General features: G+C 71.6%; 12 protein-coding genes. 5 read left to right on the forward strand and 7 right to left on the reverse strand.

Features of this window, described 5'->3' with window-relative positions; translation table 11 throughout:
• The first annotated feature begins 102 nt into the window (after nucleotides 1-102).
• From WFH25_RS08735 to WFH25_RS08755, 5 genes are read left to right on the forward strand one after another with little or no spacing between them, the layout of a single operon-like run.
• Entirely contained in the window at nucleotides 103-1461 is a 1359-nt protein-coding gene (locus tag WFH25_RS08735) for an extracellular solute-binding protein (RefSeq protein WP_083403239.1), read from the forward strand.
• A gap of 2 nt (nucleotides 1462-1463) precedes the next feature.
• On the forward strand, nucleotides 1464-2510 hold the full coding sequence (locus tag WFH25_RS08740; protein ID WP_217637349.1) for a carbohydrate ABC transporter permease: 1047 nt from the start codon (nucleotides 1464-1466) through the stop codon (nucleotides 2508-2510).
• Nucleotides 2510-3403, forward strand: coding sequence for a carbohydrate ABC transporter permease (locus WFH25_RS08745; protein WP_071295012.1), 894 nt, complete (start codon nucleotides 2510-2512; stop codon nucleotides 3401-3403). Before WFH25_RS08740 ends, WFH25_RS08745 begins: the two co-directional genes overlap by 1 nt.
• A gap of 7 nt (nucleotides 3404-3410) precedes the next feature.
• On the forward strand, nucleotides 3411-4715 hold the full coding sequence (locus tag WFH25_RS08750; RefSeq protein ID WP_336697430.1) for a 6-phospho-beta-glucosidase: 1305 nt from the start codon (nucleotides 3411-3413) through the stop codon (nucleotides 4713-4715).
• Entirely contained in the window at nucleotides 4703-5803 is a 1101-nt protein-coding gene (locus WFH25_RS08755; protein WP_336697431.1) for an N-acetylglucosamine kinase, read from the forward strand. The genes WFH25_RS08750 and WFH25_RS08755 overlap by 13 nt, the downstream gene beginning before the upstream one ends.
• Before the next feature lie 341 nt (nucleotides 5804-6144).
• On the opposite strand, the gene gap is transcribed toward WFH25_RS08755, so the two are convergent.
• From gap to gatC, 7 genes are all read right to left on the reverse strand, one after another.
• Complete coding sequence (gene gap, locus WFH25_RS08760) at nucleotides 6145-7149, reverse strand: type I glyceraldehyde-3-phosphate dehydrogenase (RefSeq protein WP_092384144.1); 1005 nt, start codon at nucleotides 7147-7149, stop codon at nucleotides 6145-6147.
• Nucleotides 7150-7257: 108 nt separating this feature from the next.
• Nucleotides 7258-8208: a GlxA family transcriptional regulator gene (locus tag WFH25_RS08765; RefSeq protein ID WP_336697432.1), complete on the reverse strand. Its 951-nt coding sequence runs from the start codon at nucleotides 8206-8208 to the stop codon at nucleotides 7258-7260.
• A gap of 28 nt (nucleotides 8209-8236) precedes the next feature.
• Nucleotides 8237-8959, reverse strand: a complete 723-nt coding sequence (locus WFH25_RS08770) for a methyltransferase domain-containing protein (protein WP_336697433.1) — start codon at nucleotides 8957-8959, stop codon at nucleotides 8237-8239.
• Entirely contained in the window at nucleotides 8956-10146 is a 1191-nt protein-coding gene (locus tag WFH25_RS08775) for a type III polyketide synthase (RefSeq protein WP_336697434.1), read from the reverse strand. Before WFH25_RS08775 ends, WFH25_RS08770 begins: the two co-directional genes overlap by 4 nt.
• Nucleotides 10147-10243: 97 nt before the next feature.
• Complete coding sequence (gatB, locus tag WFH25_RS08780; RefSeq protein ID WP_071295008.1) at nucleotides 10244-11749, reverse strand: Asp-tRNA(Asn)/Glu-tRNA(Gln) amidotransferase subunit GatB; 1506 nt, start codon at nucleotides 11747-11749, stop codon at nucleotides 10244-10246.
• On the reverse strand, nucleotides 11749-13293 hold the full coding sequence (gene gatA, locus WFH25_RS08785; protein ID WP_070416659.1) for an Asp-tRNA(Asn)/Glu-tRNA(Gln) amidotransferase subunit GatA: 1545 nt from the start codon (nucleotides 13291-13293) through the stop codon (nucleotides 11749-11751). The genes gatB and gatA overlap by 1 nt, the downstream gene beginning before the upstream one ends.
• Complete coding sequence (gatC, locus tag WFH25_RS08790) at nucleotides 13290-13589, reverse strand: Asp-tRNA(Asn)/Glu-tRNA(Gln) amidotransferase subunit GatC (RefSeq protein ID WP_070416660.1); 300 nt, start codon at nucleotides 13587-13589, stop codon at nucleotides 13290-13292. The genes gatA and gatC overlap by 4 nt, the downstream gene beginning before the upstream one ends.
• Nucleotides 13590-13610 lie beyond the last annotated feature (21 nt).

Raw genomic sequence — 13610 nt, forward strand, 5'->3', positions numbered from 1 at the left:
CTCTTCGGCGCGCCCGGAAACGACGTCGCACGCCCGGATCCGTCCGGCGTGCGGCACCGCGACCGCACCGCGTCGGAGCGAGACCAGAGAGCGAGTACCGCAGTGTCCCTCCCCCAACCGAACGTCCCGCACCGCCGGACGTTCCGCCGCATCGTCACCGCCACGGCCGTCGCCGCCGTGGGCGCCCTCGTCGTCGCGGGCTGCAGCTCCGGCAGCAGCGCCGACTCGATCGAGAAGAGCGCACCGAAGGAGCTCAAGGGCACCGTGTCCCTGTGGCACTTCTTCACCGGGCGCGAAGCCGGCGTCGTGAAGAGCGCCGTCGCCGGCTTCGAGAAGGAGAACCCCGGCGTCACGGTCGACATCCACGCCGGCCAGGACGACGAGAAGCTCCAGAAGGCGATCTCGTCCGGCCAGAACATCGACGTGGGCCTGTCGTACTCGACCGCCATCGTGGGCAGCTTCTGCTCCTCGGGCGCCTTCCGCGACCTGTCGCCGTACATCAAGCGTGACAAGGTCGATCTGTCGGACATCCCGAAGGCCGTGCAGTCGTACACGCAGTACAAGGGCACGCGCTGCACCCTGCCGGCCCTCGCCGACGTCAGTGCGCTCATGTACAACAAGCCGCTGCTCGCGAAGGCGGGCATCACGACCCCGCCGAAGACGCTCGACGAGCTCAAGGCCGACGCCCTGAAGCTCACCACGTACAACGCCGACGGGTCGATCAAGCAGCTCGGGTTCAACCCGCTCATCGACTTCTACGAGAACTCCCCCGAGCACTGGGCTCCGATGGTCGACGGCTCGTGGCTCGATGCGAAGGGCAACAGCGTGATCGGCACGTCCGACGCCTGGAAGAAGCTCATCACCTGGCAGAAGGGCTTCGTCGACGAGATCGGCTACGACAAGCTCAAGGCCTTCACCTCGGGGCTCGGCCAGGAGTTCGCGGCCGACAACGCGTTCCAGACCGGTCAGGTCGCGATGCAGATCGACGGCGAGTACCGCACCGCCTTCATCAAGGACCAGAAGCCGGACCTCGACTACGGCACCGCACCGACCCCGGTGATGGACGGCCTCGGCAACTACGGATCGACCTACATCGCGGGCAACGTGGCGGGCATCGCGAAGGGGTCGAAGCACCCCGAGCTGGCCTGGGCGCTGCTGAAGTACCTCTCCACGAACACCGACGCGCAGGTCACGATGGGCAACGGGCTCAAGAACATCCCGACGCTCACCTCGGCCCTCGAGTCACCGAAGCTCGAGGTCGACGAGAACTACAAGACCTTCGTCGACGTCGCGGGCGACAAGGACACGATGACCTCGCCGGGTACCGCGGACGGCGCCGCCTACATCGGCACCTTCACGAAGTTCTGGCAGGCGTACCAGCAGAACGGCGGCGACCTCGACGCGAAGCTCAAGAAGCTCGACTCGGACATCGACAACGCCAACCAGCTGGCTGGTCCGTGACCATGACCGACGTCACCACCCCTGAGACCGGCAGCCTGGAGGCGCGGCCCACCCGCGCCTCCCGGCCGCCGGCCAGCGCCGGGTCGCGTTCGACGGCCCCCGGGAGCCGGCCACGTCGGCGCCGCTCCGCCGAGTCCCGCCGTCGCCTGGTCGCGCTGACGATGCTCGCCCCGGCCCTGGCGGGCCTCGTGATCTTCTTCGCGTACCCGCTCGTCGCGTCGATCTTCTACTCGTTCACGCGCTACAACCAGCTGCAGGAACCCGAGTTCGTCGGGCTGCTGAACTACCGGTTCCTCTTCACCCAGGACCCGCAGATTGGCCCCGCGGTCGTGAACACGCTGTGGTTCGTGGTCATCCTCGTGCCGGTCCGGATCGTCTGCGGGCTGCTCGTGGCGGGACTGCTCAGCCGCGCGAAGACGGCGACCGGGTTCTGGCGGACGCTGTTCTACCTGCCCGCCCTGGTGCCTCCCGTCGCGAGCGTCGTCGCGTTCGTCTTCCTGTTCAACCCCGGCACCGGCCCCGTGAACCAGATCCTGCGGGTGTTCGGCATCGACGGCCCGCTGTGGTTCAACGACCCCGCGTGGTCGAAGCCCTCGCTCGTGATCATGGGCGTCTGGGTGATGGGCGACATCATGATCATCTTCCTGGCGTCGCTCCTCGACGTACCGCGCGACCTGTACGAGGCCGCGTCGCTCGACGGGGCGAACGGCGTCCAGCAGGTACGGCACATCACGCTGCCGACGATCGCGCCGGTCATCGGGTTCGCCGCCGTCACGGGGGTGATCGCGGCCCTGCAGTACTTCACCGAGGCCGCCGTCGCGTCGGGCGTCGCCAGCGGCAAGGCCACGATCGGCGGAGGCACCGCGGCGCAGCTCGGCTACCCGGGCACCTCGCTGCTCACCTACACCGAGCTGCTCTACCAGCACGGGTTCGCGAACTTCCAGTTCGGCTACGCGTCCGCGATGGCCGTGGTGCTGTTCGTGGTCACCGCCGTGGTGCTCGTCCTCACGATGCGCCGCATCTCCGTCTTCAGACCAGAGGAGTCCTGATGACCGCCGTGTCCCAGTCCCCGCTCGCCCGGGCTCCCCGCGGTGCGGCGTCCGGCTCCGCCCGCGGTCCGCGCCGCAGCCTGCTGGTCTGGATCGCCGAGCACGCCGCACTCGTCGCGCTCGGCGTCCTGACCATCGCGCCGATCGTGTTCGTCATCCTGACGTCGCTGATGTCGAGCAACCAGGCACTCACCGCGTCGATCGTGCCGCGCCCGTTCGACTTCTCGAACTACGGCCGGGTGTTCACCGAACTGCCGCTCGTGCAGTGGTTCGGCAACTCGTCGATGTACGCCGTGCTCGCCACCGCGTTCATGCTCGTCAGCTCGGTCCCGGCGGCGTACGCGCTCGCCCAGATCAAGTTCCGTGGCGCGAACCTGATCTTCACCGTGATCATCGTCGCGATGCTCCTGCCCCCGCAGGTCACCGCGGTGCCGGTCTACGTGATGTGGTCCGAGCTGCACCTCACCGGCACGCTCTGGCCGCTCATCCTGCCGAACCTGCTCGGCGACGCGTTCAGCATCTTCCTGCTCCGCCAGTTCTTCATGACGATCCCGAAGGAGTACGGGGACGCCGCTCGCATGGACGGATGCAGCGAGTGGGGCGTGCTCTGGCGCGTGGTCGTCCCGATGGCCCGCCCGGGCATCGCGTCGGCGGCGATCTTCATGTTCTTCCACTCGTGGAACGACTACTACGGCCCGCTCCTGTACGCCTCCGAGAACCAGGCCGCCTGGCCGGTGGCGTACGGGCTGGCCACGTTCCGCGGCCAACACGGCACCGACTGGTCGATGACGATGGCGATGACCGTCGTCGTCATGGTGCCCGTCGTCATCATCTTCTTCTTCGCACAGAAGGCATTCGTCGAGGGCATCGCGCTCACCGGCGTGAAGGGATAGCACCACAGTGAAACTCGCAGTCATCGGTGGCGGATCCACCTACACCCCCGAACTCGTGGACGGCTTCGCCCGGCTCCGCGACCAGCTGCCCATCGACGAGCTGTGGCTCGTCGACCTCGACCCCGTCCGGCGCGAACTCGTCGGCGGTGTCGCGAAGCGGATGTTCGCCCACGCCGGGCACCCGGGCACGATCCACGTCACGGACGACGTCGTCGCCGGGGTCTCGGACGCCGACGCCGTCATGTTCCAGCTCCGCATCGGCGGGCAGGCCGCCCGGCACCAGGACGAGACCTGGCCGCACGAGGCCTGCTGCATCGGGCAGGAGACCACCGGGCCCGGCGGGTTCGCGAAGGCGCTCCGCACCGTGCCGGTCGTGCTCGAGTACGCGTCGCTCGTCAAGCGGTACGCCAAGCCGGACGCGTGGATCGTCGACTTCACGAACCCGGTGGGCATCGTCACCCGTGCGTTGCTCGAAGCGGGGCACCGGGCCGTCGGGCTCTGCAACGTGGCGATCGGGTTCCAGCGGCGCTTCGCGAAGGAGTTCGACGTCGCTCCGTCGGCCGTCCGGCTCGACCACGTCGGTCTGAACCACCTGACGTGGGAGCGCGGCGTCCACGTGACGGACGGCTCCGGTGAGCGCGACGTCCTGTCCGACCTGCTCCGTGCCGACACCGGTGCCCTCGACCGGATGGCGGAGAGCGTGCACATGCCGGCCGACCTCATCCGGCTGCAGCACGCCGTGCCCTCGTACTACCTGCGCTACTTCTACAGCCACGACGTCGTGCTCGAGGAACAGCTGCACGCGCCCACCCGTGCCGAGGCCGTCATGGAGACCGAGCGGGCCCTGCTCGCGAAGTACGCGGACGAGTCCGTCGTGACGAAGCCCGCCGAGCTCGAGCAGCGGGGCGGCGCCTACTACTCCGAGGCGGCGATCGACGTGCTCTCCTCGATCCTCGGCGACCGCGGTGACGTGCAGGTCCTCAACGTGCGCAACGACGGCACGTTCCCGTTCCTCCCCGACGACCACGTGATCGAGGTCCCGGCCCGGGTCACCCGCGCGGCGATAACGCCGTTGCCCGTCGCGCCGCTCGACGCCGACATGGTCGGACTCGTGTCGCACGTCGCCGGGTACGAACGCCTCGCCCTCGACGCCGCCGTGCACGGAGGCCGCGACCGCGTGCTCCGCGCGATGTGGGCGCACCCGCTCGTCGGGCAGGTCGACAAGGCCGAACGGCTCACCGACCTGCTCCTGGCCGCGAACGCGGAGCACCTGCCGTGGACGCGATCGGAGCAGCTGACGTGGGCGGGCTGAACGGAGCCGGAGCGTCCGGGGGCGGCGTCGGCACCGCCCGAGCGACCCGTCCGCCCGCTCCCGTCCCGCCGGCGCCGAGCGACGTCGTCCTGGCCGTCGACGGTGGCGGCAGCAAGACGGACGTCGTCGCGATCGCACTCGACGGTTCGATCGTCGGGCACGCACGGGGCCCCGGCTCGAACCCGCAGACCCGCGGGTGGGACGTCGCCGGGCCGATCCTCGACGACGTCCGGGCGCGGGTCGTCGGCGACCTCGGCGACCGTCGGATCCGGACGACGCACGTGTACCTGGCCGGGCTCGACCTGCACGACGAACTCGTCGCGGCGACCGAGGCGCTCGCGCACTGGGAGGCCGACGGCGGCGCGCCGCACGTCCTCGACAACGACCTGTTCGCACTGCTGCGCGCGGGGACCCTGTCGCCGGACGCCGCCGCGGTCGTCTGCGGCACGGGCATCAACGCGCTCGCGGTCCGGGCCGACGGCACCACCGCACGGTTCCCCGCCATCGGGGACGTCTCCGGCGACTGGGGCGGCGGCGCGTACCTCGGCAACCGTGCGCTGTGGCACGCAGCCCGCGCCGACGACGGTCGCGGACCGGCGACGGCCCTGGTCACGGCCGTCCCGGCGGCACTGGGTCTCCGCAGCGTCCGCGAGGTGACCGAGGCCATCCACTTCGGCCGCCTCGACCAGCGGGTGTTCAACCGGCTGTGCCCGGTGCTGTTCGAGGTCGCCGGCGCGGGCGACGCCGTGGCCACTGGTGTCGTCGCGCGGCAGGCCGAGGAGATCGTCCTGCTCGCCGCGGTCGCGCTCGAGCGTCTCGGTCTCGGTGGCTCGGCCGCGAGCCCGGTGCCCGTGGTCCTCGGCGGCGGGGTGCTCGCGGCACGGGATCCCCTGCTCGTCGAGGGCGTCGTCGACGGCCTCGCTGCCCGGGTGCCCGGAGCGGTGCCGACCTGGGTGACCGATCCTCCCGTGCTCGGGGCGGGGTTGGCGGCGCTGGAGTCCGTCGGGGCCGACGACGCCGCGCTCGGCCGCTACCGGCAGGCCGTGCGCTCCCGCGCCTTCGCGAGCACCACGGCGCTGATCCGCTGACGCGCCGCGCGCGCACGCGCCCGCGAAAGCGACAGTGTGTCGCACGACGATCGCGGCACACTGTCGCTTCAGCGGCAGCATCATCGCGCGCACCCTGTGCGCTGTCGCTTCCGCGGCACGACCCACACCGCGCCCGGAACGCACCCACGTAGGGACGGGAGGCGCGGTGCCAGCCCGCACCGCGCCTCCCGTCCGACCGTGCTCGCGCCCATCCCGTGGTCGCGCGCGCCGAGACTCGGCCGGGCGGACGAGATGCGGGCCGCCGCGCCGCGAAACTGTCCGAAGAGCCGAGACTCGGCGAGACCGCCACGCCGTGCCGCGCGCGCGCCGCGCGCGCCGCGCTACGCGCGCGCCAGCAGCCCCAGCATGTCGACCACCCGGTTCGAGAACCCCCACTCGTTGTCGTACCAGGCGACCACCTTCACGTGCCGCCCCTCGTCGACACGGGTGAGCAGCGAGTCGAACACGCTCGACTCCGGCCGCCCCGTGATGTCCGTCGACACGAGCGGGTCCGCCGTGAACGCCAGCACCCCCGCGAGCGGCCCCGCGGCGGCAGCACGGTAGGCCTCGTTGACCTCCTCGACGGTGACGTCCCTCGACACCACGGTGTTCAGCTCGACGATCGACCCCACCGGCACCGGCACCCGGATCGCGTCACCCGACAGCTTGCCGTCGAGCCGCGGCAGCACGAGCCCGATGGCCTTGGCCGCTCCGGTCGAGGTCGGCACGATGTTCACCCCCGCGGCACGCGCCCGACGCAGGTCGCGGTGCGGACCGTCCTGTAGGTTCTGCTCCTGCGTGTAGGCGTGCACGGTCGTCATGAACCCGTGCTCGATACCCGCGAGGTCGTCGAGCACCGACGCCAGCGGCGCGAGCGCGTTCGTCGTGCACGAGGCGTTCGAGACGACGGTGTGCACCGCCGGGTCGTACACGTCGGAGTTCACGCCGTACGCGATGGTGGCGTCCGCGCCGGTGGCGGGCGCGCTGATGAGGACGCGGCGGGCTCCCGCGGTGAGGTGTCCCGCCGCTGCGTCGCGCGCGGTGAACCGGCCGGTCGACTCGAGCACGACCTCGACGCCGAGGTCGCCCCACGGGAGCTCCGACGGCTCGCGCGACGCGAGGACGCGGATGCGCCGTCCGTCGATGACGAGGGTGTCCCCGTCGACCTCGACGGTCCCGGCGAACGGGCCGAGCGCGGAGTCGTACCGGAACAGGTGGGCGAGCGTCTCGGGTGCGGTGAGGTCGTTGACGGCGACGACCTCGAGGTCGTCGCCTCCCCGGGCGAGGAGCGCGCGGAGGGTGTTGCGGCCGATGCGGCCGAAGCCGTTGATCGCGATGCGGGTCATGTGGACTTCCTTTCGTTCCGCGGTCCATGCTCACGGCCCGGGAGGCGCGGCTCCAGTGGCTGGGAAGCCAGCGTTCGAAAGGATGTCGCCACCACTGAGGCGACGCGGTCAGTCCTGGAAGGTCCGCCGGTACTCGGTCGGCGAGGTCCCGAGGATCCGACGGAAGTGCGTCCGCAGGTTGGCGTCCGACCCGAGCCCCGCCCGCTCGGCGACCTGGTCGACGGCGAGGTCCGAGCGCTCGAGCAGCTCCCGTGCGAGGTCGACCCGAGCCCGGAGCACCCACTGCATCGGCGTGTACCCGGTGTCCTCGACGAAGCGCCGCGAGAACGTCCGAGGCGAGACCGTCGCGTTCCGGGCGAGGACCTCGAGCGTCAGCGGGTCGGCGAGGTGCCGGAGCGCCCACTCCCGCGTCTCGGCGAAGACGTCCCCGAGGGGCTCGGGCATGCTCCGCGGGACGTACTGCGCCTGCCCGCCGCTCCGGTACGGGGCACTCACGAGCCGCCGTGCGACGTGGTTCGACAGCGCGACCCCGTGGTCCTGCCGGACGATGTGCAGGCACAGGTCGATCCCGCTCGCCGCTCCCGCACTCGTCAGGACCGACCCGGCGTCGACGAACAGCACGTCCTCGTCCACGTCGACCTCGGGGTACCGGTCGCGGAGCACCCGCGTGTAGTGCCAGTGTGTGGTCGCACGGCGGCCGTCGAGCAGTCCCGCGGCGGCCAGTGCGAACGCCCCGGTGGAGATCGCCGCGATCCGGACGCCCCGCTCGTGCGCCTGCCCGAGCGCCGCCACCACGTCGGCCGGGGGTGGCGTGTCCGCGGGGAACCGGTACCCGGGCACGAAGACCGTCTCGGCCCACTCGAGGGCGTCCAGCCCGTGGTCGACCGCGTACGCGAGGCCGTCTCCCCCGGTGATGCGTCCCACGCGGGGGCCGCACACCCGGACCTCGTACGGCATGCTCGGGCGGTTCGAGAACACCTGCGCCGGGATCCCGACGTCGAGCGGCTTCGCCCCGTCGAGCACGAGGACCGCGACGCGGTGCAGGTGGGGCGTGGCCATGCAGCGACGCTAGCGCCCTCCGGGGACGTCAGGCGTCGCGGATCGCGAGGACCCGGTGCGGTGCCGCCCGCTCCGCCCGCCACCCGGTGGGCAGGACGTCCTGGAGTTCCGGCAGCGTGAAGCTCCGCCGGATCGAGCGCAACCCGTCGACCCGCACGAAGGTGCCGGCCGCGACCAGCGTCGAACCGACCGCGTACGCCCGGTAGGCCGAGCGCGACCGCCGGATGTCCGAGTGCAGGCTGCGGCTCGTCGCCAGCTGTTCGGAGTCCGCGAGGAACCCGCGCCGCTCCTCGTCGCCGAGGTGGTGCAGCACGTGGTTCGACACGACGACGTCGAACCGCTCCCCCGCGGCGATGAGCTCGGCGCTCGACTGCTGCCGGAAGGTGACGCCGCGCGGGGTGGAGCGGGTCGCCGCGTCGATCGCCCGCGCGTCCGGGTCGGCCCCGACGACCTCGACGTCGAACCCGTCGGCGGCAGCCCACCGGACGAGCGCCCGCGCGAGGTCGCCGCCGCCGCACCCGAGGTCGAGCACGCGTCCCCGCCCGTTCGCGGGGAGCGCCGGCGCGACGTGCGTCCGCCACGCCGAGCGCCAGCCGCTCACGAGTGCGTTCACCACGGCGAAGCGCCGGAACGTCCGCGCGAGCGCGCGCGGGTCGCAGTCCGGGTCGTCCATGAGTTCGTGGAGGTCCAGTGCGCGCGTGGTCAGGTCGACGGCCGGGAGGCGCGGGTCGATCCCCTCGGTGCGGCTCACGAGACGCTCGTGGTCGCAGTCTCGACCGCGTGGTGGCGGGCTGCTGCCGTCGCCGCCGTGGCCGGTTCGTCCTGCTCGCGGGTCGGGATCGACGGTCGCGTGCTGCCGACGGCGGTCAGTCGGGCGGCCTCGACCGTCAGGCCCGGCCCGAACGCGAGCGCGATGACGGGGGCACCGTCGTCGATGCCGTCGTCGAGCACCTGGCGGAGCACGAAGAGCACGGTGGCACTCGAGACGTTCCCGTGGTCGCGGAGGACGGCACGGCTCGCCGCGAGTGCCGTGTCGGGCAGCCCGAGGGCGACCTGCGTCCGGTCGAGGATCGCGCGACCGCCCGGGTGCACGGCCCAGGTCGGGACGTCGACGGCAGCGGAGCCCACGGCGGACAGCAGCGGTGCGACGGCCTCGGCGACCGTGGCACCGACGAGCTTCGGGACGGCCGTGCTGAGCACCATCTCGAAGCCCTCGTCGCCGATGTTCCACGCCATCTCGGACGCACCCTCGGGCACGACCGTCGTCGCGAAGTCGTCGAGGCGGAGTCCGTCGCCGTCGGCGGTGACCACTGCGGCCGCCGCACCGTCACCGAAGACGCTGTTGGCGACGATCTGGTCCGGGTCGTCGCTCGCCCGGACGTGCAGCGTGCAGAGCTCGGCGCAGACGACGAGCACCACGGCGGACGGCACCGACTCGGCGAACGCCGCAGCGATGCGGAGCGCCGGGAACGCCGCGCAGCACCCCATGAACCCGATGTGCTGGCGGAAGACCGTGCGCGGGATGCCGAGTTCGGTGACGACGTCGAGGTCGGGGCCGGGCTGGGTGAACCCGGTGCACGAGACGGTCACCACGTGGGTGATCGACTCGGGTGTCACACCCGCGCGGTCCACGGCGTCGCGGGCGGCCGCCACGAACAGGGCCGGGGCGAGCTCGCGGTACCGGTCGTTCCGGGTGCCGGTCGACGGGGACCGCAGCACGCCGTGGTCGTCGCGGAAGGCGCCGGACGGCCGCGTGCTGTCGAGTTCCGCGAGCACCGTGTGCCGGTGCTCGACGGCGGAGGCGTCGAACGCGGCGGGGACGAGCCGCCTGCCGAGCCGGCCCAGGTCGGGCTGCGACGCGAAGAGGTCGCGCACCGCAGCCTGCTCGAGTGTCGTCTCGGGGACGGCGGTACCGATGGCGCGGATCGTTGCGGACACGACTCATCCTGTCACCGGGTCGCTGACGCGTCCCCAGGATCGACGGGAGGCGCGGTGCCAGCTGGCCCCGCGCCTCCCGTCGATCGTTCGGTCCGGACTACGACTGCTGCGCGCGCTCCAGCACCAGCTCGCGGACGCGGGCGGCGTCCGCCTGGCCCTGCATGGCCTTCATGACGGCGCCGATGATGGCGCCGGCGGCCTGGACCTTGCCGTCCTTGATCTTGGCGAGGACGTCGGGCTGTGCGGCGAGCGCCTGGTCGACCGCGGCGGTGAGCGCCGAGTCGTCCGACACGACCTTGAGCCCACGAGACTCGACGACCTGCGACGGCGACCCTTCGCCGGCGATGACGCCTTCGAGGACCTGGCGCGCCAGGCGGTCGGTCAGGTCACCGGACTCGACGAGGGCGATGAGCTCTGCGACGTGCTGCGGCGAGACGAGGTCACCGGGGGCGGCGTCCCGCGTGTTCGCGACACGGCTGATCTCACCCGTCCACCACTTGCGGGCGGCCTGCGGTGCGGCACCGGCGGCGACGGTCCCCTCGAGCTCGTCGAGCAGCCCGCCGTTCACGACGTCCTGGAACTCGAGGTCGGTGAAGCCCCAGTCGCCCTTGAGCCGACGGCGGCGTGCCACCGGAGCCTCGGGCAGGGAGGCGCGGAGTTCCTCGATCACGGCCGGGTCCGGCACGACCGGGAGCAGGTCGGGCTCCGGGAAGTAGCGGTAGTCGTCGGCGTCGGACTTCGGACGGCCGGCCGAGGTGCGACCGGTGTCCTCGTGCCAGTGCCGGGTCTCCTGCGTGATCGAGCCACCGGCGGCGAGGATCGCGGCCTGACGCTGGATCTCGTAGCGGATGGCCCGCTCGACGGCCCGGAACGAGTTGACGTTCTTCGTCTCCGTGCGCGTGCCGAGCTTCTCCTGCCCGCGGGGACGCAGCGAGATGTTCGCGTCGCAACGGAGGTTGCCGCGTTCCATGCGCGCCTCGGAGACGCCGAGCGCCCGGACGAGGTCACGGATGACCTGCACGTACGCCGCACCGAGCTCGGGTGCGCGCTCTTCGGCACCGAAGATCGGCTTCGTGACGATCTCGACGAGCGGGACCCCGGCGCGGTTGTAGTCGACGAGCGAGTACTCGGCACCCTGGATGCGGCCCGTGGCACCGCCGACGTGCGTCAGCTTGCCGGCGTCCTCTTCCATGTGGGCGCGCTCGATCGGCACGGTGAAGATGGTGCCGTCGGCGAGCTCGACCTCGACCTCGCCCTCGTACGCGATCGGCTCGTCGTACTGCGAGATCTGGTAGTTCTTCGGGTTGTCCGGGTAGTAGTAGTTCTTCCGGGCGAACCGCGAGGACTCGGCGATCGAGCAGCCGAGCGCGAGCCCGAGCTGGATCGAGTACCGCACGGCCTGCGCGTTGACGACCGGCAGCGACCCGGGGAGCCCGAGGTCGACCGGCGTCACGTTCGTGTTCGGCTCGCCGCCGAAGAAGTTCGGCGCGTCCGAGAACATCTTGGTCTTCGTCGCGAGCTCGACGTGGACCTCGAACCCGAGGACCGGCTCGTACAGCCGGAGTGCCTCGTCGAAGTCCATCAGCGCGTCCTTCTGCGCCATCAGATCACACCTTCCTGCGCAGCGGACTGCTGACTCTGGTCGAGGTCCGGGATGCTGTCGATGAGCGGGCGGCCCCACTGCTGCTCGAGCAGGCGTTCGAGGGCGGCGCCGTACCGGTAGAGCCGGGCGTCCTCGCGCTGCGGTGCCATGAGCTGCACGCCCGTGGGGAGCGAGTCCTCGGGAGCGAGGCCGTTCGGGATGCTCATGCCCGGGACGCCGGCGAGGTTCGCCGGGATCGTCGTCAGGTCGTTGAGGTACATCGCCAGCGGGTCGTCGATGCGCTCACCGATCGGGAACGCGGTCGTCGGGGCCGACGGGCTGACCAGCAGGTCGACCTGCTCGAACGCGGCCTGGAAGTCGCGCTGCACGAGGGTGCGGACCTTCTGCGCCGACCCGTAGTAGGCGTCGTAGTAGCCGGCGCTCAGCGCGTACGTGCCGAGGATGATGCGGCGCTTCACCTCGGGACCGAAACCGGCCTCGCGCGTGGCGGCCATGACGTCCTCGACGGTGGCACCGTTCTCGGGCGTCACGCGGAGCCCGAAGCGCACGGAGTCGAACTTCGCGAGGTTCGACGACGCCTCGGCCGGGAGGATCAGGTAGTACGCGCTGATCGCGTAGGCGAACGACGGGGCGTCGATCTCGACGACGACGGCACCGGCCGACTCGAGCAGGGCGACCGTCTCGTGGAAGCGCTGGGTGACGCCCGCCTGGAAGCCCTCGCCACCGGCGAGCTCCTTCACCACGCCGACGCGCAGGCCGCGCAGCGTGTCCGCCTGCAGGCCCTCGCGCGCAGCGGCCGCCATCGACGGCCAGGCGTCGGGGATGCTCGTGGAGTCACGCGGGTCGTGCCCGCCGATGACGTCGTGCAGCAGCGCGGCGTCGAGGACGGTGCGCGACACCGGGCCGACCTGGTCGAGGCTGGAGGCCAGGGCGATCGCGCCGTAGCGGCTCACCCCGCCGTAGGTCGGCTTCACGCCGACGGTTCCGGTGACGGCGCCCGGCTGACGGATCGAGCCGCCGGTGTCCGAGCCGAGGGCGAGCGGTGCCTCGTGCGCGGCGACCGCGGCGGCCGAACCGCCACCGGAGCCACCGGGGATGCGGTCGAGGTCCCACGGGTTGTGCGTCGGGCCGTACGCCGAGAACTCGGTCGTCGACCCCATGGCGAACTCGTCCATGTTCGTCTTGCCGAGCGGCACGAGGCCGGCGGCACGGAGCTTCGCGACCGGGGTGGCGTCGTACGGCGGCACCCAACCTTCGAGGATCTTCGAGCCGGACGTCGTGGGCATGTCCTGCGTGCACAGGACGTCCTTGATCGCGATCGGCACGCCGGCGAGCGGACCGAGGTCGTCACCGGCGGCACGGCGGGAGTCGATCGACTTCGCCGCGGCGATCGCGTTCTGGTTGACGTGCAGGAAGGCGTGGACGTCGCCGTCCACCGCCTGGATGCGGTCGAGGTGCGCCTGGGTGGCCTCGACGCTCGAGACGTCGCGCGCCACGAGGGCGTCGGCGAGCGCCGCGGCGCTCAGCTTCGTGATGTCGGTCACTGCTCTTCTCCCAGGATGGCCGTCACGCGGAACCGTTCGCCGTCGGAGTCGGGTGCGCCCGAGAGCGCCTGCTCCTGCGTGAGGGTCGGACCGACCACGTCGGGTCGGGTGACGTTGCCGAGCGGCACGGGGTGGCTGGTCGCCGGGACGTCCGGGGTGGCGACCTCGGTGACCTTGGCGACGCTGTCGACGATGTGCGACAGCTCCCCCGTGAGCTTCTCGATCTCTTCGGGCGTGAGTGCGATACGTGCGAGGTTCGCCAGGTGGGCGACCTGCTCGCTCGTGATGTCAGGCATGGTGCTCCGTCGATCGGTTCG

This window comes from Curtobacterium sp. USHLN213, from assembly GCF_037144815.1.
In the GTDB taxonomy this organism is placed as follows: Bacteria; Actinomycetota; Actinomycetes; order Actinomycetales; family Microbacteriaceae; genus Curtobacterium.